The following is a 22,832-nucleotide window of genomic DNA, read 5'->3' as shown; positions in this document are numbered from 1 at the left end:
AAAATGTGAATTTCTTAATTAAGCACTTGTTTCAACGGATGAAACTTCTGAACGGTGGACTAAAATTATATCATGAATCACTGATTCAACTTTTCTTAGTTCGCAGTAACCACTGGAGTATGTATAAAATACTTCATACAATTCCTCATTATAAATGACAACCTCCAAAATTAAACCACCTTTATATTTCATATTTGATATAATACATTACCCTTATTTTTAGTAGTTAAACTAGTTTTTTAAGAATATTTAATATTTTTTAATTAGTCTACAACGATATTGGCAATCATCGGAACACCATGACCTTCATGCGAATGTGTATCACAAATTAACCGGTATGTGCCTTCTTCTTTAAAATGCAGAGGTACAAGGGTTTCTTCGCCTTTTTTGACTGTTCCCTTTATATCAGTTCCTTCAATGTAAAATGGATGTTCATCACCATTTACTCCAATTATACTTAATGTTACCTGTTCATTCTTTGGAATCACAATTGTCCCTGGATCCCAGCGATAAGCTTCAATTTTCTTTCCATCAGCTGTCGTTGAAGTAAATTCGCCTGTTACCATGTTTATGACAAGTTCATTGCTCTTTTCCTCACTGTTATTGAATGTAGGAATGGCATCATTCGTAAAATAATACAAGCCACCGACTACAATAGCTGCAACAACTAGCAACAACCACTTTCTTTTGATAATGATAAACTTCATAAATTCCCCTCCCTAATGCATGTCTATATTATCTATATGTAAATAGAAGGAGAACTTGTCTAAAAGATTCAGGGATATGATAATTTTTTTCTTTGAAAATAGTAAAATGGGTTTTTCGACAAACTTGCCTTTATTACTCTAGAATTTTATTTAATTAGTCATTATTTACTATATTTGGACAAATACGTTTGAGGTAGATATGAAGTGGTATATGAACAACTGTACAACATCAAAACCTAAAGGAGGATTTCAAAATGAATAACGAAAACAACAAAATGAGTAGAGAAGAAGCCGGCCGTAAAGGTGGTAACAAAACAGCAAGAGAGCATGACAAGGAATTCTATCAAGAAATCGGCCAAAAAGGTGGAGAAAAAACGGCAGAGGAACATGATAAAGAATTTTACCAAGAGATTGGCCGAAAAGGTGGAGAAAAAACAGCTGAGGAACATGACAAAGAATTCTACCAAGAGATCGGTCGAAAAGGTGGAGAAAAAACAGCTGAGGAACATGATAAAGAATTTTACCAAGAGATTGGTAAAAAGGGTGGAGAAAAAACCTCAAAAGAGCATGGTAAAGAATTCTATCAAGAAATTGGAGAAAAAGGTGGAAATAGCTCTCGGTCGAATAGATAAGAGTGAGTTTTCTTTGACTAGAAGAACATGATGTTTATCAATATCGTAAAATTGTAAAATAACATAATTTATTAATCAAAACCCAAGATGAATTCATATAATGAGGCCATCTTGGGTTTTATGCTATTGTAATATGGAGAAAACCATGTTATAGTAATAAAGCGATGAGCTGAATTGTGTAAGTCGACAGACATGCCAACTGGCTAAATGCACGATGTGGCGTGCAGTCTATCGCCTCAATACGCAAAAAAGACGTCTTTTAGACGTCTTTTTTTATTTTGCTGGAATGTTAATAGGGTAGACAATATTTTTCTTAGAAAAGAGGCTGTTATGAAAAATCCTTCTATATTATTTATTGGAGCAGGAAGAATGGCTGAAGCTATAATTGCAGGGTTACATAAAACGAGTCGCGATCAAATAGAAAAAGTATATGTATCAAATCGGTCGAATTCAAAAAGGTTACAAATCCTTGCTGCAAAATTTGGTGTTATCAAAGTACAACACTGGAGTGAAGCAATCCAAGATGTAGATGTTATAGTACTCGCTATGCCACCTGAACAACATGAAACCATTTTAGAACAGTTGAAAAATTATGTTGATAATCAATTTATCGTAACTATTGCTGCAGGAATTGGTCCGTCTTTTTTAGAAGCTAGGCTGCCTTCTAATAGTGCAGTTGGGTGGATTATGCCGAATACAGCAGCTGAGGTAGGGCATTCGATTTCACTCTATACATATGGTAAGGCTGTTACAGAAAGACATAAAACACAAATGTCACTACTTGTAAATTCCGTTGGAAAAGCACAACTTTGTACAGAACAGGACATTCACAATTTAACAGCTGTTACAGGTAGTGCACCAGCATTTTTGTACCTCTTTGTTGAATCACTTATTGATATGACGGAAAAATTAGGAGTCACGAAAGAGACTTCACAGAAATTAGTTACTGAAATGGTAATTGGTTCTGCAGAAATGTTGAAAGCTGGAAAATCACCTGAGGACCTTAGGGAGCAAGTAACAACTCCAGGTGGTGCAACCGCAGAAGGCCTTAAGATACTTAGTAATGGTGGCTTTCAACACCTTATCCAAGAGGCAATTGTTGCTACTAACAAAAAAGCAAAGGGTAACAATTGAAGAACAACAAAAGTGCAAGCGCCTTGATCAGCCTCAGGCAAATAAGATGATTTAGAATAGAAGGCGTTCTTTGTCTTCAATTCTAAATTAGCTAGACCCTAGAGGGGCTAGGCGCTGGAGCTGGATGTCGTGAGCTTATCCACAGTTCAAGAATTATATAATTTCCAAAACGATCAAAAATGCTGACTCATTGTAATAATGAGTCAGCATTTTTTCTGGAATTTATCATTAATGACTAAAATCATTTTCATCAGCTGATTCTTGTTTTCTTCTAAATCCGCTTAAAAGTAAATAATACTGATAGGCTTTTCTTATTCTTTCTAATAACCAAAATGGTAGAGCGAAATGCATTTTTTTAAATAAAGGAATATAAAAAAGGAAGTACATTTTTTTGAAATGCTTCCATTTCGGGCAGGTGTATGACTTTAGGAAATCTGACACATCAACGATATACCCTTTCCCATCATTCATAATAATATTTTTCCCGTGTATATCGGTAGGGTTTAACCCTCTTTGTTTAGCGTGCTCTATAGCATTGTCAATATCCTCAATTACAGTCTTAGGTACATAAACACCATCCCTAAATGCCTGAAACAATGTTATACCGTCTAACTTTTTAAGCACGAGATAACGTTCACCATATTCATCAAGCTTTGAATATGAATGATGATCACCTAGTTTTTTGTAAACTTGTATTTCTTCTTTTATTCCGTCACGATTTTCCGCATAGACCTTAACAACTTTTCCATCAAGTGATGCATGAGTAAAAACGGCAGCAAAATTTCCTTTTCCAAGCAGATTCCATCCTTTAGGGATGTTCGTTACGATTACAGGATCGTACGGATCTATGCTAATAATTTGAATGTTATTTACCAATTCAAATTTTATCCAAGACATTTTACACCTCGAGTTACATAACTTATGTGAAATGTCTCTCACTAGTTATTGAAGTTTGTATATAATCATAATAAGATTAAGAATAATTCATTCAGAAATTATACCAATTAATTGTCATAAAACAAATTGGTTCCAAAGAAGAAAGCAAAATAAAATCCCATGTTTAAACATGGGATTTTATTTTTGTTTAGGAAATAATAAAATTCTTGAACTTTGGATAAGCGCTTCGACATCCAGCGCCTAGCCAATTTAGAATGAAGGCAAAGAGCACCTTCTATTCTATATCGTTTTATTTGCTCTAGGCTGAACGAGGCGCTTACGCATTTGTTCTTTGATGTTTATCTGATTATTCTTTTTTTAAGCTAACTGCAGAAAAATTTTCTAAAACAGGTAATGTACGTTCATCTTCAACCATAGTGTGTCCACAAAGTGGACAATTTGGTTTTTCGTCAGATTTAAAATTGTCTCTCATCCAACCATTACAGTCTTCTGAGGCACAAGTCCATATCTTTAATGTTACCTCTGGTGGTTTTTCAACTTGCTGTTGAAATCTCATTTAAACACATCCTTTAGTAAGGAGATTTAGTACTACATACATTATACACATTTTTCTTAACAATATGTATTATACGTAACAAATTCTTTCCAATTTTCCATTATTCAATATACAATATCTCTATTCATTTAAAAAAGGAGTTTTGAATATGAATTTCATGAATATTGTTGGAATAAGTGATAAGTACTGTTTAATGAAAAAAACAAAAGAGTCAAACCCTTTTGTTTAAGCTATATATTCCGTATTACTCTTCAATCAACTCTGATACTGCTACTTGTGTTCTTTCCTCAAGTGGTCCTCTTAAATGGCATGTAACCATTTCTTGATCTTCGTGCAATTCATCAATCCATATCGAACTTCCATTGTACATTACTTTAATATCAGCTGGAGAAGAGAGAATTTGTCTAACCCGATTCATATCCATTAAAAAACCTCCTAATTAAATTATCATTTTATTTTTTACATAAAATAGGTTTTTTATCCTGCAAACAGGCATTCAATTAACTACATTTTGTTAATTAAGTGGATATTACTATAATTATGATCTTTGTTTAACCTTTTTAAAAGGGACGAATTTTCCATAAGTAAATGAACGCCAAAGCCACTCAACGGGTCCAATTTGAAAATATGTAAGCCAGAAGTAGCTAAACAGTACTTGAGAAGAAAATAACAAAAAACTGAAAAATGTTCCCTCAACTAAGTTGATTTTTTCATATAGATGAAAAACGCGGAAAAAACAAAGCGAAACAATTGTTTGAAGTAAATAATTTGTTAAAGCCATACGTCCTACATAGCTAAAGGGTATAAAACGTTTCTTGAAAGTTGTATGTTCTATAAGCAAATAGAGCGAACTCATATAAAAAATGCAAAGTGTTATCCCGCTGAGACTTGTAAGGAAATGGGTAAGTGCTTCCCAAACAGGACTTATATTTAAATCCGACAAAATCAATCCATTAGCAAAAATAATCGGTAAACTCATAAGAAAACTCCATTTACACAATGTCTTAATTTGTAATCGATTTGAATCATTATAAACAAATAACTTCTGCTTTCCCGCATACAACCCTAATAAAAACATACCTAAAATTGGGACCATTGCTATTGGTAGCTGTGTGAGAATTGGTATTACCTCTATCTTAATTCTATAAAAAAGCCATTCTTTATAAGTAGCGTCCTCATAAATTATTGAGTATGTATCTATCTTTTTCATAATAAGATGTTGATCGAAACCAGAATCAGTAGGTAAGAATACACTTGCACCAAGTAATACATGATATAAAGTTAGGAAAGCAAAGGACCAGTAAAGGATTTTTTTGCTTGAAAGCTTATGAAAAAATAAAAGTAAAAGGCCCGTTACCGCATAAAGGTGCAAAATATCTCCGTACCAAAGAAAAATAAGATGAATAAGACCTATCATTAGTAAAAAGATCATTCTTTTAATGAATAGGGATAGACCATTTGTTTTCATGATGAATAAATAGAAGCCTAATCCAAAAAGAAAAGCGAATATTGGATAAAATTTCATTTGAATAAACAACTGGTAAAATAGTGATAGAAAATGGTCAGCACCATGATAGGTGGTAGTGATCCCATAATAATTCTTCAAAAAATCTGGTGAATGAAAGGTTCGCATATTGACAAGCAATATACCTAGAAGGGCAACACCTCGTATAATATCCAATAACAAAATCCTACTACTTTTATCAGTCATATAGATAAACCACCTTCCTCAAACTTTAAATTGCTCATTTCTCACTAAGTCTATTAGTCTTTCAACTAGGTCACACATTTTACTTAAGTTTATAATAAAAGGGTTAATAGACTACACAAAGTCATTTAAACAATGACTATCAATAGTTTGAAAGCGCTTCCTAATTGGATTCTATCATCAAAATTATACTTTTCCATTATAGTCTATCACCATACCATTCCTACAACATAAAGTGTAAATGTATTTAAAAACTACAAAGTGTAAAAAAACTTGTAGTGCACGACTTTTAATTGTGAAATTAACAAAGGAGGTGCAAGAATTTGGCAAATGGAAAAAATGACTGGAAGAAAGATTTTGAAAAAGCCATTACTCTTCACAAAAAAGGTATTAATGGTGATAAGCAAGCAGCACAAAAGGCATATGAAAGCTTGAAAAACATTAAGCTCCAGGTAAATAATCATCCATTAGTAGAAGCTTACTTCGGAAGCTCATCAGCTTTAATCGCAAGGGACCATTCCGATATAAATGAAAAATCAAACTATGGTAAAAGAGGAATAAAAGCTCTTGATCAAGCAATTAAATTAGATGAAGATAATGTAGAAATTCGTCTATTACGAGGAAACGTAGCATTACGATTACCTGAAGTCTACTTTAAACGTACAAAAACTGCCATAGAAGATTTTAATTATTTAATCAAAGCTTTTGAAAATAATAATCGAGATATCACGAAAGATCAATATCATGAAATTTTACTAAAACTAGGTAAGGCTTACCATACAGTAGGCGACTCCATACGTGCTGAAGAAACTTGGAATAAACTATTAAGTTTAAATAATAGCAAGTATAAAAAGCTTGTTGCTGAAGCAAAGAAAACAGGGGGTGAATAAATGTGGGAAAAAAGGTTAGAACACAGTACCGACAAAATTTAATTTCAACTTTAATAAAATCAAACCCGTATATTAGACCAGAAAATGTTTTAAGAGAAATAGAACCAAAACAAGAAGTAGCAGCAGTACTAGAGCCTGTAAAAGAACTAGTACATGAACGGGTACAACAACTAGTAGATGAAGTAGTGGATGAACCTGTTCAAATTCCTAGCCCAGAATCAATACCAGCACAAATTCAGTTATCATTAGAAGCATTAGTAGATGAACTTGTAGATATATTAGTTCAAGATCAAGACCAATCTTTCAGTAATCAAAACAATTCCATCAAAACAGAGAACTCAAATAAAAGCAACAAATCTAAGGTCAATGGGTCTTATTCTAATCAAACAAGAGAAAAGAACGTAAACAAAGAGCAATCACAAGTGTCAAGTAAAGTTTCAATTCCACAAAATGAGCCATTAAATGCAGCTATTGAATTACACAATGAGGGGATAATGGGAAACAAGCAAGCAGTTAAAAGTGCATATAACTCATTAAAAGATTTAGCAAAGCAAGATAAAAATAATTTAGAAATCCAAGCTTATTTAGGCAGTGCTACTACTTTACTTGGAAGAGATGCAAATAGTGTAACAGATAAAATGAAGTATGCATTAGAAGGCTTGAAGCTGTTAGATGCAGTAGTTGAATCAGCTCCAAATCTAGTAATTGCTAGACTGTTAAGAGGAAATGTTTCTTTTCGATTACCTGAAATGTATTTTCAACGAACTAGTACTGCAATTGAAGATTTTTCATTTTTAGTCCAGGCTTATGAAAAAGACTCTTCCATTCTTACTGAAAGTGAATATAACGAAGTTTTAAAAAATGTAATTGAGGCATGCAAACGATCGAATCAACTTGAAAAAGCAAGCATGTTTCAAAATAAATCGAAAACTGTAAATGGTGAAGGTAAGGTAAAAGGAAACTCAACATCTAGTAAACAATCTTCATCTAAATCTTCAACAAAGGCAAAAAAAAACAGCAAGGGTAAAGGACTAACTGATGAAGCCATTAATATCTATGAAAGAGCATTAAATGGTAGTTCAGTTGAAGTGCAAGAGGCAATCGAATTCTTTGAAAACTTTGTATTAACGAATTCTGCACCTGAGGTTGAAATGGCTTACTTAGATGTGCAGTCAATGCAAGGAAGAGATTCGATAAACACGTATGATATGTTTGGCAGTGCGATAAAATCATTGAAAGCTATGGATAGTCTTGTAAATGAATACCCTTCTAATCGTGATCTCCGACTTGTCCGTGCAAATCACAGTTTACGTTTACCAGAAAACTTTTTTAGACGTGCAGCTACAGCTGTAAGTGATATTGAGTTCCTCTTAAAAGAATATGAGAATGATCCTACCTATTTAACAGAGGAAACCTATCACCAGCTTTTATTTGACCTAGGTTGTGCCTATGAAAGGCTTGAAATGATAGCGGAAGCAAATGAAACATGGAACAGGTTATTAAAAACTAAAACTAGTTTAAGTGAGGTAATGCAGCAAAAAGTGTATGACAAGAGAGAAGTGTATGCTTTTCAAGAGATAAATCTTTCTAAATATTCAACATCAAATAAAGATCAATTTTATAACATGGCGAAAGAACTTCATTATCTAGGTGCAAAAGGGAGCAAAAAAGCTGCAAAGCAAAGCTTAGAAGCTTGGGAAAAAGCGCTGAAAGCATATCCAAATTGTGAAGTTGCGAACACGTATTACGCGGCATCAGCTGCTTTAATGGGCAAGCATGCAAGTGACCCCCAAGAAATGTTCGGAGAAACGATTAAAGCATTAAAGATTTTAAAAACATCAATTAAGACAGATAATCCTGAATTATTATATTTAAGAGGTTCAATCTATCATGCCTTACCAGAGGGCTTCTTCCATTCAAGTGATAAAGCAATAAAAGACCTTAAGGCTGTAAAATCTGCATATGAAAGTAATCGTGAAAAACCGCGAATTTCACATGAGCAATATGTAAAGCTTTTATTTGATTTAGGACAATTATATAAAAAAACGAGTTTCCTAGATAATGCTGAAAAAACATTTATAACACTCTTAAAAGTGGCTCCTGAATCTAAATATGCGCAACGACTAGTAAGTCAGGGGGTTAATAAAGAATGAGTTCGTTGTTTGAAAAAAAACTAAAAAAAGTGAGTATGCCTTTAACCATTACCAAATTCTTTGATGGGACCCTCCATCCAGATAAAATGTCAGCACAACAGATAGAACAATATCATCTTGAATCACTTAAACAAATTGTTCTAAAGGCATATGAAAAAAATGGTTTTTACCGGAAAAAGCTTGATGAGGTTAATGTGAAACCGACTGATATTCAACAAATAAGTGACTTAAGTAAATTACCTTTCTTAACTAAAGATGAGCTTCGAGGAAAACCATATCTTCTTTTAACATGTGACAAACAGGAAATTGCACTTGTTCAAGTATCAACTGGCACCACAGGTGGAGAAGAAATTTATATGATGTATACGTGGAATGACTACTACTTGCATGATCTAGCCCCGAGATATCCTGAATTATTTCCAGTAGATCCTGGCGATGTTTGTTTAAATGCACTTCCATATGAAATGAGTGCAGCGGGTTTAGCATTTCATAAAACATTTATGGAAGGCTGTGAAGCAACTGTCATCCCAGCAGGGAAGGGTGGAGCGTATTCAACCGCTAAGAAAACATTAAAAATGATTCGCGATTTAACGCCAAACATTGTGATTACCACTCCATCATGGGCAATGCTTTTGGCAGAGGAAGCGAGTGAACAAAACTTCGATTTAAAAACGCTACAGTTAAAGAAATTATGGATTACTGGTGAAGGCTGTTCTCCTTCTTTTCGTCAACGCCTTGAAGAATTATGGGGGGTGACCGCTAACTTCTTTTATGGAAGTCTTGAATGTGGTGTATTAGGTATTGAATGTGATGCACATGATGGATACCATTTAGCACAAGCACATGCAATTGTTGAAATTGTTGATCCCAAAACTGGAGAATCACTAGATGAAGGTGAAATTGGAGAAATTGTTGTAACAAGTGCGCTTCGCTACGATACACCGATTTTACGTTTCCGTACTGGTGATCTAGGATATATTGAATCGGAATCTTGTTCATGTGGGGTAACTATGCCAAAGTTTTATTTGCGAGGAAGAGTTGTTGACCAAATTCGCTACAATGGCACATCTTTATCACCTTTTTACCTTGAAGAATTTTTAATGCGTGAGCCTGAAATCGGAAACTGGTTTGAATTTGTTTTGAAAAAAGAAGGAGACAATGACGTTATTAACGTACGTTGTGAGCTTGCAGAAACTGTTGAGCCCTCAGAGCATTTAGCAGATTCCTTAGCTAGTAGAATGGAATTCGCATCAGGCATTCCATTTGTTTTTGAATTTGTTGAAAAGCTACCACGTCCACAAGGAAAGACAGTCAGAGTTGTTTATGAATAGAGGTGAAGATATTGATTATTGATGCACATACGCATTTATCAGACACAGAGTATGGAAACACAGAAACGTATATAAAGCTAATAAAAGAAGCAGGGATTGATCAAGGTGTAGCGGTTCCAGGAGCTATGCTAGATGTTCGAAAAATGACGGATTATATTACAGGTAAATCCAAACCAGATAATCCAGTCCCTGATAATCATTACGTTGAAAATGCAATTAAAACGAATAAAAACATCCAAGGGTTTATTTGTATTAACCCACATGATAAAGATGTGAGTGAACAATTAGAAAATGGTCTCAAGCTTGGATTTAAAGGACTTAAGCTCTCTCCTTTATCTCATCAATTTTCATTTGCATCAAAAGGTGTTACTTCCTTAGCCTCCCTTTGTGGTGAGTACGGTTTCCCTGTTTATTCTCATGTCGTATACAGCCCTGGTGCGTCAACAGCTAAATTTGTTCAGCTAGCAAAGCAATTTCCAAAAACCAATTTTATCATAGGTCATATGGGTTTTGGTCCAGCTGATCAAGAAGCTGTTGAGGCTGCAAGAACACTTCCTAACTTCTATTTGGAAACATCCACAGGTAACTATCTTCATATTCAGGAAACTGTAAAGAAGCTTGGCACTTCAAAGGTGATTTTCGGCTCAGAATACCCTCTTTCACACCCTGCAATTGAGTTAGAAAAAATTTTAAGATTGCAAATAACCGACAATGAACGTGAACAAGTTTTAAGTAAAAATATTAAACATCTTCTACAGATGTAATAAAGGGTGTGTTTACATGGACACACATAAGAAGATGGCAGCATTAAACGAAGTGCTTGCTTACGCCAAAACGTCCAATTATTATTCAAATCGTATTCCACAGCTACCAATAAAGTCACTTGCTGATTTAGCCCACATTCCTTTTACAACCAAAAATGATTTGCGTTCACAATCACCTTATGGACTTTTGCCAAGTCAGGCAGAATCTTTATCTCAGTATCATGAATCATCTGGAACAACTGGCCAACCCGTTTCTGTATGGTATAGCGATAAAGATTTAGATGAAATTACGAGCCGGATCGCGACATGTGGTGTTAATTTTAACCAGGAAGACATTGTCCTCATCCGTTTTCCATATGCTCTCTCAACGATCTCACACTTTATGCATCGAACTGTGCAAAAACAAAGAGGATGTGTCGTACCTGCAGATAGTCGCACAACGGTAACACCTATGCCAAAAGTGATCAATTTATTAAGGAATTTAAATGTAACCGTGCTTGCGTGTATTTCCTTACAAGCAATTATGCTAGCAGAAGTAGCGGAAATGCAGGGGTTAAACCCAAAAACGGACTTTCCATTCCTAAGGGCCATTTGTACAGCTGGTGAACCATTAACACCGTACAGAAGATCTTTAATAGAAGGCATTTGGGGTGTCCCAGTATTTGATAATTATGGAATGACAGAGATTGGAACAGCAATGATTGATTGTCCTTCCCAACAGATGCATTTGTTCGATGATTGCTTTCACATTGAGGTTTTACAAGATGACTTTCAAACAGAAGTAAACGATGGTGAATGTGGTAACTTAGTTGTTACTACATTACGAAAACGAGCCACCCCGATGATACGCTATGCTACAGGAGATATTGTTCAGGTTAAACATAGCAAATGTTTATGTGGAGCTAGCTGTTCATTTGTTATTCGAGGAAGAAAAGATGACATGATCACAATAAATTCCGTCCAATTTGATTTGTATGAAGTCGAAAAAATCATATCCAAATTACCTGCAAGACGATTTTGGTCGGTTGGTAATTGGAAAAATCACCTCTATCTATTTGTCGAACAAGAATCTGAGCATGATATGGTGCCAAAGGAATATATTGACTCACTTAAAACTGCCTACGGTATAGACCTCTCTATCTTCCTTTTAGAAAAAGGAACCCTTTATGATCGGAAGGATCCTTTATCCTTTGGTATGAAGGCGAAGCCTCGCTATTATTTAACTGAAAAAGAAACACAAAGCCTATTAACACAAATAAAAATTTTTTAAATTGGAAGGAGCAATTATTGTATGCAACAAAAAGCAAGACAAGTTTGGTATGACGGTAGAGGAGTTTCAGTTGAAAATATGGATGTATGGGAGTTAATTAATCATTCTCCTATTGATAAAGTATTGGTTTCATTAAAACAGCGTCAGGATGGATACTTTCCTCAAAAAATATCCTTTATTACAGAAGTAACAGAGAACGAAGAGCTTGAACAGGTGCCAACAGGTGATGTTGTGTTTTCTGATGATCAAGAAATTTTAACAAATGCTAAAAAATCAGGCTATAAAACATGTATTTTTTATTCAGTAGATAATCGAGAAATGTTAGAACGATGTTCAAGAGAAGCAAGTAATTATGACTTTGCTGCAGTAGATTTTGACCTACCGACAAACATTCCACTTGAATTAATTATTGCTAGATTAGAAGAAAGCAACACAATTTTATTACGTGCTGTAAACACGGCGATTGATACCGAGATTGCTTATGGAACGCTAGAAAAGGGTAGTGATGGTGTTCTGTTTACTACATCTGATATTGATGAGGTTAAACGACTAACTACATTTATGTCGAAGCAATCTTTGCCTATTTTAGAATTGCATCCAATGGTCGTCACTGAAGTAATGCATGCAGGTATGGGAGTTCGAGCATGTATTGATACAACAGGAATCATGACTCAAGATGAAGGGATGATCATTGGTTCTACATCTGGTGGAGGAGTATTTGTTTGCTCTGAGACACATTATCTCCCTTATATGAACTTAAGACCTTTCCGTGTAAATGCTGGTGCTGTTCACTCATATGTTTGGCAGCCAGAAGACGCTGCTGAGTATTTAAGTGATTTGAAAGCTGGAGATAAAGTTCTTTGTGTTAATACAAAGGGGGAAACTCGAGTTCTAACAGTTGGTCGGATTAAAACAGAGGTACGCCCAATGTTATTGATAAAAGGAAATGTTGGAGATCGCGAATTAAATGTCATTGTTCAAGATGACTGGCACATCCGGATTATGAGTGCTGATGGAAAACCTCGAAATGCGTCAACGATTCAACCTGGTGATGAGTTACTTGCCTATGTATGTGAACCAGGAAGGCATGTAGGGGTTAAAGTAAGTGAAACAATTATTGAAAAATAGAGGGAGGGTGAAATCTTAATGTCAGGAAAAGAAATACGTCTAAAGAAACTATACCACCATTCTGAGAAGTTATTAATTGTCCCATTGGATCATGGTATTACAATTGGTCCTGTTACAGGATTAGCTGAGATAAATGAAACCGTTAAAGCCGTATTTGCAGGTGGTGCAGATGCAGTAGTCGTTCATAAAGGTCTTGTTCGTTATTTAAAGGATACACTTGGTTCAAATAAAGGTGAATTAATTATTCATTTATCTGCGTCTACTTCACTAGCACCTGAAGCACAGGCAAATCGTAAGGAAGTCGTTTCTTCTGTTGAGCATTCGATTCGTTTAGGGGCAACAGCTATTTCGACTCATGTTAATTTAGGTTCACCGTTTGAAGCAGAACAGTTAAGGGATGTTGGTTTAATTGCTGAAGAATGTGACAAATGGGGTTTACCATTACTTGCGATGATGTATGTGCGTGATGGTTCGAAGGAACATGAGTTTGATCCAAATCGTATTCGGCATGCAGCCCGTGTCGCAGAAGAGCTAGGTGCAGATATTGTAAAAGTAAATTATAGTGGATCAGCTGAGTCATTTAAAGATGTGGTTACTGGAGTGAAAATTCCAGTATTAATTGCTGGTGGTGAACGACTAAATTCAAATGCTGATTTGTTAACAATGATTGACGATGCCGTATCTGCTGGTGCTAACGGGATCTCAATAGGCCGTAATATTTTTCAAGCTGAAAACCCGACAAAACTTTGTGAAAGCATTCGTTCAATTTTAGACCAATAAACACGAGGTGGAATATGGATAATAAAATGAATCAAGGAATTGGAAATTTAGCTAAAAAAATAAAGAAATTAAAACAACAAGGAGCAAATGGTGAAGACATTCAAGCTGCTGTTTTTGACATGATTAAAGATCTAGGTTTAAACATTCCAATCGATAAAAATCAGAGCAACTGAAAGGGATGAATAAAAACGATGGCAAATAAAGAAAATAAACAAAATGTTAAGAAAGCTGTCAAAACGTTTAAGGATCAAATAAACACTGCGTTAGACGGCAATAATCAGTCTAAAGACATCCAAGCAGCTGTTAATGAATTGTTAAATACGTTAAATATTCAAAGACCATAAGGTTTGGAGGTTGAACATTTATTTGTTCAGCCTCTTTTTATTTAATTTATTTTAGAAAGTATGCATTCAAATTGTAAAATAAGCCAAAATAGGATGGTGGTAAAAAATACAATTATTAGTGGAGGAAATACAATGCTAAAAAAAATAATTTTGGCTACAACCATTTTGATGTCAGCACTACCTACTGTTTCTCATGGTCAAATCAAGACCTTTAAAGAACCACCATTTGAATTTTATAAAGTGTCACCAGGAGATACTTTTTGGTACATAGCACAGCGTTACGGACTAGATTATCGAAAACTTATGGAATTAAATCCAACAGTTGAACCAAGAAATATGCACGTAGGAGAAGTTATTCGCTTAAAAGCAACTGCATCAAGTCCAAGTGGATTTGAAGAACAGGTTGTACAATTAGTTAATCAACAAAGAGCAAAAGCTGGATTAAAACCTCTTACACATCGCGCTGATGTGAAAAATGTTGCCCAGAAAAAAGCTGAAGATATGATCAATTCAAATTATTTTTCTCATACAAGTCCAAACTATGGTTCACCATTTGATATGTTAAAAACATTTGGAATAAGCTATTCCTATGCTGGAGAAAACATTGCAAAAGGCCAAAAAACTCCACAAGAAGTGATGAATGCATGGATGAACTCATCAGGTCATAGAGCAAACATATTAAAACCAGAATTTGATACAATTGGTGTTGGGTTTTATCATGGTGCATGGGTTCAGATGTTTATTAAGGCGAGATAATAATAAAAACAGTAGTAGTGTTGGCTTGTTGTACTGAATGCTAGAGCATTAATCTAAATTAGAAAAACAAGGGGTGGTGTTAGTCACCCCTATGTTTCTGATTATTAAAACTAGATTTAATTGTTACTTTTAAAAACATCCCTACCAACTGCTCCGACAGACATATTTGTTTCTGACCTTGTATTAATGTCATCTTCACGTCTAGCTTTATCATGTGAATGTTGTTGGTCAGAACCAAGATAAGCTGATTTATGTTTTGCTTCAGTCTTGATAAATTGATCAAAATTTTGGTTTACCATATCATCTTTCATCTCCGATAACTTTTATGTTTATGTTTCTTCCCTATCATAACCTTTTTCTTATTTTTCATGACCTTAATTTAAATGAAAAAGGTACCAGTTAAGGTACCTTTTTGCCAATTATATGAAATTGAAGTTGTTATCTTGCTCCGCCACTCATTTGTGATTGAGCAAAAGAAACTAAACGTTTTGTGATTTCTCCACCAACTGATCCATTTGCACGAGATGTTGTTTCTCCACCAAGGTTTACACCAAATTCTGACGCGATTTCATATTTCATTTGGTCGATCGCCTGAGCAGCACCAGGTACCACTAGTTGATTTGAGTTATTACCATTGCTTGCCATGTTGAATCCATCTCCTTTATGAATAATTGTTTGGTGGGTTAAGTTGGATTTGCACCAAGCTTTTAACCTTCTAGGCTAACCCGTGATTAGTTAGGACTATTATGATTCAACGATTAATTTTTATACTATTTTCCTTTATAAGGTTCTGAAGTTCACTGATGATTTTGGCACTTTGTTTGGACGTCTGCAGCGGAAGTCAATAACCAAGTTTAAACAAGTGCCTTTTCATAAGCTAATAATCTTTGTGATGTTGTTGATAATAATATCTCACGTTTAAATTGAATTATTCTTCCGTTGACCTGGTAAATATAGTCAATTTTAAGATAGACGAAAGAACGACATTTTCTTGGATCTATTGGCTAACCTGAAAAATGTTGTGGAATAATAGCATCAATATTATGATTTATTAGGAGTTGACATCGTGGCAAGCGTTACTATAGAGAAAAGCAAGCATATAACATACGATGATATTGGTGAAGGAATACCTGTTATCTTTATTCATCCACCTGGTATGGGAAGACATGTTTTCTATTATCAACGAAATCTTAGCAGGGACATGAGAGTAATATTCCCAGATTTGTCCGGTCATGGAGATAGCTCGAAGATAACTAGTGAAGAAGTAACAATAGAATATTATAGCAAAGAAATAATTGCTCTTATTGATGAGTTAAAATTAAAGAAAGTAGTTTTATGTGGATATTCTGCAGGTGGTGCAATTGCACAATATATTAGCTCTCATTTTCAAGACCGTGTGGGTGGCTTAATATTATTTGGAGGGTATCCAGCTGTATTAAATTCTTCTCTTAGATTGGAGCATAAGCTTGGTATGTATATGGTTAATCACCATAAAAACCTTTTAACACATATTTTAGCAATGAGTCATACTAAAAATGATAAATTAAAAAAATTACTTATTACTCATATGAATAAATCACAGCAAGGTGTTTGGTATAGATATTATGAAGAGGTCCTTCATATGAATATCATTGAAGATATTTATAAAATTAACGTACCATTGTTATGGATGGATGGAACGAGGTCAGATGCAATAAATCGATACAATACTTACTTTAAAAAAAGAACATCTGATTATCGCATTGTCCTATTTAAACATGTCAATCACCAAGTACCAACAAAGAAATGGAAACAAGTAAATGAAGAAATTGTCCAATATATTCTTAACTTAGACACAATGAAAGAAAATCTTTAAATTTTAGCAGGAAATAAAAGAAAAATGAATAATATTATATAGATTGCAGTTTTTTATTTGCTCCTAGTCCGAGGAATAAAAAAATATAGACATTCTAATCGTTATAGCTGGAGGAGAGAAGCATGGAAATTTTAAGAAAACAATTTGGAGAATATAAGGGAGAACCAGTATATTCATTTACGCTTCAAAATAATCAGGGTATGAAAGTAACTTGTATTTCCCTTGGTTGTATTATTACAGAGGTGCTAACTCCTAATAAAGCAGGAGAATTTGAAAATGTCGTTCTTGGCTTTGATGATGTAAATAATTATATAGAAAATTCTCCATATTTTGGCGCAGTCGTTGGGCGTGTTGCAGGAAGAATTAGTAGTGGAAGTTTTGATTTAGATGGAAAAACCTATACCTTGCCCAAAAATGAAAGCGACAATCATTTACACGGTGGACCAGAAGGCTTCGATCGAAAGCTTTGGAAAGCCGAAATTGTGGAACGTAAAAATGAGGTAGGTGTGGAATTTTCATATTTAAGCAAGGATGGGGAAGCGGGTTATCCAGGTAATTTATCTGTTAAGGTAACGTATCTATTAAATAATCAAAATGAATTGTTAATTTCATACGCTGCTACAACTGATAAGAAAACATTGGTTAATTTGACTAATCATACATATTTTAATTTAAGTGGTGATGTAAAAACAGATATCTTATCCCATAAATTAAAATTAAAAAGCAAACAATTCCTTGAACTAAGTGAGCAATTAATTCCAACTGGTGCTTTTCTTGATACTGAAAATACACCTTTTGACTTTAGAAAAGGTAAAACAATTCAAGAAGGCATCACAGCAGATCATGATCAAGTTAAATTAGTAGGTCAAGGTATTGACCATCCATTCGTACTAGAAGAAAATCATAATCAAGAGATTATATTGCTTGATGAACAAAGTGGTAGAAAATTAATCGTTGAAACAGATGAACCAAGTGTAGTTATATACACGTCAAATATGATGGATGAAAGTTTTCAAATTCGAGATGTACAATCTAAAAAGTATTTAGGAATATGTTTAGAAACTCAAGGGCTACCAGACTCAATTCATCATGCTGAATTTTCTCCGTGTATATTAGATGTCGGAGAGAAGTATAAAACAACAACAAAGTATACATTTACTACAGCTGATTAAAACAAAAAACTGCTCTAATACTCTGTAAAATGAAGGATAGGTGAATGTACCTTTTTATAAACAGAGTAAGTGTTTATCTTTAATGTCACACATTAAATAAAAATTAAGTACATCACATCTATATAGTGGTGTACTTTTTTATTTATTTCTTATTCAAGTAGTGCAGTTTTGTTGAAGAAGGAATTTGTATGTTTGAAAAAGAATTATTTTTTAATAAATGTTTATTTTTTAAGGAGGATATATGAAATTTATTTTAATATTTGGACCACAGGCAGTTGGTAAAATGACCGTTGGACATGAATTAGAAAAAATAACTGAACTGAAACTTTTTCATAATCATATGACAATTGAGTTCGTTACTCCTTTTTTTAGTTATGGATCTGAAGTAGGAAAAAGATTGGTTAACTTATTTCGCCAAGAAATATTTGAAGAAGTTTCTAAAAGTAATTTATATGGTTTGATTTTTACTTATGTATGGGCATTTGACCAGCAAGCTGATTGGGATTATGTTGATAAAATCTGTAATATTTTTGAATCTAAAGGTGGAAGTGTTCACTTTGTAGAACTTGAAGCAGATATTGAAGAAAGAATAGATCGTAACAAAAGTCCCCACAGACTTGAACATAAGCCGACAAAAAGAAATATAAAGTGGTCAGAAAACGAATTAAAAACCAGTTTAGAAAAACATAGATTAAATTCAAAAGATGGGGAAATAACAAAGGAAAACTACATTAAAATAAAATACTAATTTAAGTGCAGAAGACGTTGCAAAAATGATTAAAGAAAAATTTCAATTATAGTAGGACTAAATAGATGGAATGGATACTCCTGCTTGCAGTTGTTATTTGGTTTATCTCCAAAAAAAGGATAAATAGAGCATATTTTATTCTGCTCATCTATCCTTACGAATTTACCCCAAAAAAATGTCTGAGATTAAATTAAAATATAATGTTATTAAGGGATTAAACAAAATATCTTGACTTTTAATAATAGCGTTTTTTACTATATAAAGCTCACTGTTGATTATTGCACTTTGTTGTGTGAAAAGGCTGAAGCGGTTATCACCAACTAAGTAACAGAGCCTACTTTAGAATTTTAAAATATAACTTAATCCCCATATGGATAAGACACGTGAATACTATCAATTGTCCCTGGTTCATCTTGAATAACATTTAGAGATTGCATATAATTTGCAAATTCCTTCTGAAGCTCTTTAGGTGCACCCTCTTTTAAGTGCCAGTTACCAGGCTCATCAACAAAATATTCACTGTTTACAAACTTAGGATACTTTTTAGGCAACCTTATCACTCCATTTCTATATATAATCCTCTTTAGGTTTACCTTATATGGGAGTTTAAATCTTGTTAAATGAGTGTTTTTTTCAAAACATAATGGGAAGAGGGAGATAATTAACGATAATTTACTCAATGGCAATTTAAAAAGCTGATAGCATATGTCTTTAGAGAGGACAATATGAATCAGCTTTTTAATTAGTCTATTTCGAGGTTATTGTTTCCTTTTCTTTTTTGTCTTTTTCAACCGTTATTCTATGGTGGAAGAAGCCTGACTTTGTAAAAAGTTGTGTAACGAATCCTGTTATTTGTTTATAATTATCTTCGATTTTTTCGACTACATAGTTAAATCTTTCAAACAATGTTGCTTTTAGACTGTCCATCTCTCTTGACATCTTTTGGTTTAATGCTTCTTGATGCTCTAGTCGTTCAAGAATCGTTTTATGGAAAGATTCCTGTAATTCAAGAGTTTTTAGTATATCAGCGTTTATAGTATTTTGTTCCTCTAATTGATCGCTAAGACTATGATGAAGACCACCGAATTGTTCGATTTTTTTCGAAAGTTGTTGAATGGCTGTATCCTGAATGGTTAGCTGATCAACAATCGCTTGATTTATTAATCCTTCATTATCATATTTTTTTATTAATTCATGATTAAATTCATCGATAGCTTCAAATCGCTCTAACAATGTTTTGTAAGCTTGCTCTTGTCTTGTAATATTTTCAATTAGTGGTGTTGTCCGTTTTTCCTGATGTTCAATTTGTTTTAAAACATGGTTAAAATGTTGTTCTTGTTCATTTCTCGTTTCGTTTACTAGATTATTTACCTCATTTGAGGCATTTTTTAATGAGGAATTTATATTACTCTGCTGCTTAATAAATTCCTGCAGATAATTTTTTCGAAAAGAATCTTGATTGGAAGTTATTTTTATTTCTGAACTTTGTTTATATAATGTACGGTTTTCTTGATTTTTTATATAGACCATTATTTTCACTCCTCTCATTAAAAACGGAAATGATGTTAATAGCTTATGTGCTAACCCAATGTTTTGATCACTAATTTTTCTAAAGATAAAAATGTAGGATTTCTTAACAGGTAGGACATACTAGTGAGGATAAAATAGAAAGGTGGTTGAGAGATGAGTATAGAGTGGTTTGACCGTGTAAGTGGTGAATTACAGGAGCATCTTGAATCAATTTGTGAAAAATATGATCAAGTAGGTCATATGTCAATTGATCGTGGTGCAAAACATCCAAGAATTGAATTTTTTGTAGAGACAGAAGATGATGATCGCGATTATTTTTGCACATTGTTTTTCGATCCTCATAATGAAGACTTCTATATTGAAACATTTGATTTTGAATACGAGCAAACCTCTAGAACGCTTCTTTCAGATATAGAAGACATTATTGATGCTGTACATGAAAGCTTTCATATTTTTATGAATGACGATTATGACGAGGATGAGGAGTCTTTTGAAGTGGATTCGGATGATATAGATTCGGATATATTTGAAGAAATTGATGTTGAATGGGAGACACCTGAGGTTACAGCTTTTACATATGAGGATGAAGTAGAAGTAACGTATCAATTTGGTGTCGTTCAAGAAACTGGTGATGGTGTTCTTCGACGCATCAATCGGATACGGACTGACGATGATGATTTAATTAAAGATGAAACTAATTTTATTTTTAGTAAAGAAGAGGCTAGTACGATTATTGCTATGATTGCAAGTCATATGGATTCATTATCTGAGTTTGATTTGCAATAAATGATCTTTATTAAATGCGAAAAAAATCCCCCCTTAAAAAAGGGGAGAATATGAATCGAAATTCTAATTGAGGTAAGAGTTCACATGTTAATTTTTTCATTGACCTCTTTATTCTTAATGTATTTAATAAAAACATCTTTGATCATTGCACCTGTTGAGATGACTTTTCCAGCTTTAAAAGCTGTAAAACCATCTCCACCTAATGCTAAATAGTCACTGATGGCCACAGTATATACTTGGGAAGGTATTATTTCCTTCCCTTTATTGTCTCGTAAATCTTTGATTTTTCCCCCAGCTTTTGTATTTTCTTCAATGTGATATGAAACCCCAACAGTTTGTAATAAATTCTTTTTGTGCCACTGTTGTTCTAACACAGCTTTGATTTGCTTTCCTGTTAATTTGATTTTTACCACCTTGTGATTAAAAGGTAATGAGCGATAAATATCTTCAACCGTAATATCACCTTTATTTAAGTTTAGTCTAATACCTCCGTGATGAATAAAAGCAATATCAGTATTCATCTCTTCCATCATTGATTTGCTTATTAATTTTGCGAGAAGGGATTCTCCTTGCTTATCCTTTTTTCTAGAAATTGAGTTGTTAGCCGTCATGATAACTTCATTCATTTTATAATTTAACTTCGATTTATATTTATTAATTAGCTTAATTGTTGCCTTGTCTGGTTCAATAAATTGATGCAAAGTTAGATGAATATTTGCATTTTTCTTAATAATTTCACCTGACCTAGAATTTAACTCAAGTTGTACTTGTGATATCGCTTTACCATAGGAATATCCTTGAACAATTAATTTATCATCTACTAATGTATTCGCAAATGCGTGATTATGACCTGCAAAAATTACATCTACTTCATCATGTATCAGTGGTGCCATTTTGACCATAGCTTGCTCTGGATTATCACCGGTTAGATTTGATTTGGCAGAAACATGAGCTAATACAACAATTGCTTTAACCCCTTTATTCAGTAATTGTTCTGTGGCTTGATTAATCGCAGTTACTTCGTCAATTATATCTACTTGCTCTCGATTCTTGTAGACGACAAAATCATTCGTTTCTGTTGTGACAACACCAATAAAGCCGATTTTAATTCCATTTATTTCTTTTATTGTAAAAGCTGGGAAAAGTGGGGAATTTGTCTTTTTTTCAATCACATTTGCGGAAATGTAGGAAGTAGTGGTCCCATTATAGCTATTTTCATGATCCCCGCTTAAAAGTCTTTGCATTTCTGGAACACCATTATCAAATTCATGATTTCCAAGAGTCCCTATATCCACCTTTAATAGGTTTAGAAATTCGATCGTTGGTTCATCTTGGTATAGAGCAGAAATAGGTGGACTAGCACCGACCATATCACCAGCATGAACAAGTATAGTATGTTTTTGTTGAAGTTTTAATTTATTAATATAGGCTGCTACATACTCTGCACCTCCAACTTTTTGCCCGAAAATTTCTTGGTATGTATTTAATTGTCCATGAAAATCATTCATTCCAAGTAATTGTACCTTTACCATATCACCGCTTGTTGAATGATTTGCTGCAGAGTAAACAGATGTAGTTAAGAGGAGAAGGCTAATACAGCTAAACAGGATAATCTTTCTTTGCCTAGTCAAGTTATATCCCTCCTTATTCATTTTCTAAAATAAGCTTAGCACTCATAAATTAATTTCAAC

The 22,832-nt window shown here is 33.7% G+C and carries 26 protein-coding genes and 1 pseudogene; 16 read left to right on the top strand and 11 right to left on the bottom strand.

Annotated elements, in window-relative coordinates:
* Positions 1 to 18: 18 nt before the first annotated feature.
* Together HUW50_RS25435 and HUW50_RS25430 are read right to left on the bottom strand one after the other, a co-directional pair.
* Positions 19 to 168 carry a hypothetical protein gene (locus HUW50_RS25435; RefSeq protein WP_185653490.1) on the bottom strand — a complete coding sequence of 50 codons (150 nt, stop codon included), beginning with the start codon at positions 166 to 168 and terminating at the stop codon, positions 19 to 21.
* 95 nt (positions 169 to 263) lie between these two features.
* Entirely contained in the window at positions 264 to 707 is a 444-nt protein-coding gene (locus HUW50_RS25430; protein ID WP_185653489.1) for a cupredoxin domain-containing protein, read from the bottom strand.
* Positions 708 to 961: 254 nt separating this feature from the next.
* Here HUW50_RS25430 and HUW50_RS25425 point away from each other — a divergent pair, with 254 nt between their 5' ends.
* Together HUW50_RS25425 and proC are read left to right on the top strand one after the other, a co-directional pair.
* Positions 962 to 1,339 (top strand): KGG domain-containing protein, encoded by a 378-nt coding sequence (locus tag HUW50_RS25425; RefSeq protein WP_185653488.1) that lies wholly within the window; start codon positions 962 to 964, stop codon positions 1,337 to 1,339.
* A 330-nt stretch (positions 1,340 to 1,669) separates the two neighbouring features.
* A complete protein-coding gene (proC, locus tag HUW50_RS25420; protein ID WP_185653487.1) occupies positions 1,670 to 2,473 on the top strand; it encodes a pyrroline-5-carboxylate reductase in 804 nt (267 codons plus the stop codon).
* 228 nt (positions 2,474 to 2,701) lie between these two features.
* Here the strand turns inward: proC and HUW50_RS25415 are convergent, their stop codons facing one another.
* The 4 genes from HUW50_RS25415 to HUW50_RS25400 all read right to left on the bottom strand — a co-directional run bounded on the left by HUW50_RS25415 (position 2,702) and on the right by HUW50_RS25400 (position 5,637).
* Positions 2,702 to 3,370, bottom strand: coding sequence for a serine/threonine-protein kinase (locus tag HUW50_RS25415; protein WP_185653486.1), 669 nt, complete (start codon positions 3,368 to 3,370; stop codon positions 2,702 to 2,704).
* Positions 3,371 to 3,716: 346 nt separating this feature from the next.
* On the bottom strand, positions 3,717 to 3,926 hold the full coding sequence (locus HUW50_RS25410; RefSeq protein WP_066334089.1) for a cold-inducible protein YdjO-related protein: 210 nt from the start codon (positions 3,924 to 3,926) through the stop codon (positions 3,717 to 3,719).
* A gap of 244 nt (positions 3,927 to 4,170) precedes the next feature.
* Positions 4,171 to 4,350 carry an H-type small acid-soluble spore protein gene (locus HUW50_RS25405; protein WP_066334086.1) on the bottom strand — a complete coding sequence of 60 codons (180 nt, stop codon included), beginning with the start codon at positions 4,348 to 4,350 and terminating at the stop codon, positions 4,171 to 4,173.
* A 114-nt stretch (positions 4,351 to 4,464) separates the two neighbouring features.
* Positions 4,465 to 5,637 (bottom strand): DUF418 domain-containing protein, encoded by a 1,173-nt coding sequence (locus HUW50_RS25400; RefSeq protein ID WP_185653485.1) that lies wholly within the window; start codon positions 5,635 to 5,637, stop codon positions 4,465 to 4,467.
* A gap of 320 nt (positions 5,638 to 5,957) precedes the next feature.
* On the opposite strand from HUW50_RS25400, the gene HUW50_RS25395 reads away from it, so the two are divergent.
* The 10 genes from HUW50_RS25395 (at position 5,958) to HUW50_RS25350 (ending at position 15,050) form a co-directional block, all read left to right on the top strand.
* Positions 5,958 to 6,524, top strand: a complete 567-nt coding sequence (locus HUW50_RS25395) for a tetratricopeptide repeat protein (protein ID WP_185653484.1) — start codon at positions 5,958 to 5,960, stop codon at positions 6,522 to 6,524.
* A gap of 2 nt (positions 6,525 to 6,526) precedes the next feature.
* Positions 6,527 to 8,677, top strand: a complete 2,151-nt coding sequence (locus HUW50_RS25390; RefSeq protein WP_185653483.1) for a tetratricopeptide repeat protein — start codon at positions 6,527 to 6,529, stop codon at positions 8,675 to 8,677.
* A complete protein-coding gene (locus HUW50_RS25385) occupies positions 8,674 to 10,008 on the top strand; it encodes a phenylacetate--CoA ligase family protein (RefSeq protein WP_066334077.1) in 1,335 nt (444 codons plus the stop codon). Before HUW50_RS25390 ends, HUW50_RS25385 begins: the two co-directional genes overlap by 4 nt.
* Before the next feature lie 11 nt (positions 10,009 to 10,019).
* On the top strand, positions 10,020 to 10,772 hold the full coding sequence (locus HUW50_RS25380; RefSeq protein ID WP_066334067.1) for an amidohydrolase family protein: 753 nt from the start codon (positions 10,020 to 10,022) through the stop codon (positions 10,770 to 10,772).
* A 16-nt stretch (positions 10,773 to 10,788) separates the two neighbouring features.
* Positions 10,789 to 12,042: a phenylacetate--CoA ligase family protein gene (locus HUW50_RS25375; RefSeq protein ID WP_185653482.1), complete on the top strand. Its 1,254-nt coding sequence runs from the start codon at positions 10,789 to 10,791 to the stop codon at positions 12,040 to 12,042.
* Between the two features lie 21 nt (positions 12,043 to 12,063).
* The gene (locus tag HUW50_RS25370) at positions 12,064 to 13,170 is read left to right on the top strand and encodes a 3-dehydroquinate synthase II domain-containing protein (RefSeq protein WP_066334057.1); all 1,107 of its coding nucleotides are present in this window, start codon (positions 12,064 to 12,066) and stop codon (positions 13,168 to 13,170) included.
* A gap of 18 nt (positions 13,171 to 13,188) precedes the next feature.
* Positions 13,189 to 13,950: a 2-amino-3,7-dideoxy-D-threo-hept-6-ulosonate synthase gene (locus HUW50_RS25365; protein ID WP_066334055.1), complete on the top strand. Its 762-nt coding sequence runs from the start codon at positions 13,189 to 13,191 to the stop codon at positions 13,948 to 13,950.
* A gap of 14 nt (positions 13,951 to 13,964) precedes the next feature.
* Positions 13,965 to 14,123 carry a hypothetical protein gene (locus tag HUW50_RS25360; RefSeq protein ID WP_157094415.1) on the top strand — a complete coding sequence of 53 codons (159 nt, stop codon included), beginning with the start codon at positions 13,965 to 13,967 and terminating at the stop codon, positions 14,121 to 14,123.
* A gap of 18 nt (positions 14,124 to 14,141) precedes the next feature.
* A complete protein-coding gene (locus HUW50_RS25355; protein WP_157094414.1) occupies positions 14,142 to 14,294 on the top strand; it encodes a hypothetical protein in 153 nt (50 codons plus the stop codon).
* Positions 14,295 to 14,426: 132 nt separating this feature from the next.
* The gene (locus HUW50_RS25350; protein ID WP_083964656.1) at positions 14,427 to 15,050 is read left to right on the top strand and encodes a CAP domain-containing protein; all 624 of its coding nucleotides are present in this window, start codon (positions 14,427 to 14,429) and stop codon (positions 15,048 to 15,050) included.
* Between the two features lie 116 nt (positions 15,051 to 15,166).
* Here the strand turns inward: HUW50_RS25350 and HUW50_RS25345 are convergent, their stop codons facing one another.
* The gene (locus HUW50_RS25345) at positions 15,167 to 15,349 is read right to left on the bottom strand and encodes a hypothetical protein (RefSeq protein WP_066334053.1); all 183 of its coding nucleotides are present in this window, start codon (positions 15,347 to 15,349) and stop codon (positions 15,167 to 15,169) included.
* Between the two features lie 139 nt (positions 15,350 to 15,488).
* Complete coding sequence (locus HUW50_RS25340) at positions 15,489 to 15,695, bottom strand: alpha/beta-type small acid-soluble spore protein (protein ID WP_066334046.1); 207 nt, start codon at positions 15,693 to 15,695, stop codon at positions 15,489 to 15,491.
* Positions 15,696 to 16,116: 421 nt separating this feature from the next.
* Between HUW50_RS25340 and HUW50_RS25335 the strand changes: the two genes are divergently transcribed.
* From HUW50_RS25335 to HUW50_RS25325, 3 genes and pseudogenes are all read left to right on the top strand, one after another.
* Positions 16,117 to 16,905 carry an alpha/beta fold hydrolase gene (locus HUW50_RS25335; protein ID WP_066334042.1) on the top strand — a complete coding sequence of 263 codons (789 nt, stop codon included), beginning with the start codon at positions 16,117 to 16,119 and terminating at the stop codon, positions 16,903 to 16,905.
* 122 nt (positions 16,906 to 17,027) lie between these two features.
* Entirely contained in the window at positions 17,028 to 18,077 is a 1,050-nt protein-coding gene (locus tag HUW50_RS25330; protein WP_066334038.1) for an aldose epimerase family protein, read from the top strand.
* Between the two features lie 241 nt (positions 18,078 to 18,318).
* Positions 18,319 to 18,877, top strand: a pseudogene (locus tag HUW50_RS25325) (shikimate kinase).
* A gap of 307 nt (positions 18,878 to 19,184) precedes the next feature.
* Here the strand turns inward: HUW50_RS25325 and HUW50_RS25320 are convergent.
* Both HUW50_RS25320 and HUW50_RS25315 read right to left on the bottom strand, forming a co-directional pair.
* Entirely contained in the window at positions 19,185 to 19,376 is a 192-nt protein-coding gene (locus HUW50_RS25320) for a hypothetical protein (protein ID WP_185653481.1), read from the bottom strand.
* A gap of 196 nt (positions 19,377 to 19,572) precedes the next feature.
* On the bottom strand, positions 19,573 to 20,355 hold the full coding sequence (locus HUW50_RS25315; protein WP_066334027.1) for a hypothetical protein: 783 nt from the start codon (positions 20,353 to 20,355) through the stop codon (positions 19,573 to 19,575).
* Between the two features lie 153 nt (positions 20,356 to 20,508).
* Between HUW50_RS25315 and HUW50_RS25310 the strand changes: the two genes are divergently transcribed.
* Positions 20,509 to 21,141 carry a hypothetical protein gene (locus HUW50_RS25310; RefSeq protein ID WP_066334024.1) on the top strand — a complete coding sequence of 211 codons (633 nt, stop codon included), beginning with the start codon at positions 20,509 to 20,511 and terminating at the stop codon, positions 21,139 to 21,141.
* An 80-nt stretch (positions 21,142 to 21,221) separates the two neighbouring features.
* On the opposite strand, the gene HUW50_RS25305 is transcribed toward HUW50_RS25310, so the two are convergent.
* Positions 21,222 to 22,772 (bottom strand): bifunctional metallophosphatase/5'-nucleotidase, encoded by a 1,551-nt coding sequence (locus HUW50_RS25305; protein ID WP_185653480.1) that lies wholly within the window; start codon positions 22,770 to 22,772, stop codon positions 21,222 to 21,224.
* Positions 22,773 to 22,832 lie beyond the last annotated feature (60 nt).

This window comes from Metabacillus sp. KUDC1714 (assembly GCF_014217835.1).
Taxonomy (GTDB): Bacteria; Bacillota; Bacilli; order Bacillales; family Bacillaceae; genus Metabacillus; species Metabacillus rhizosphaerae.
Note: the sequence above shows the minus strand (reverse complement) of the source record. Positions and strands in the feature narration are given on the sequence as shown.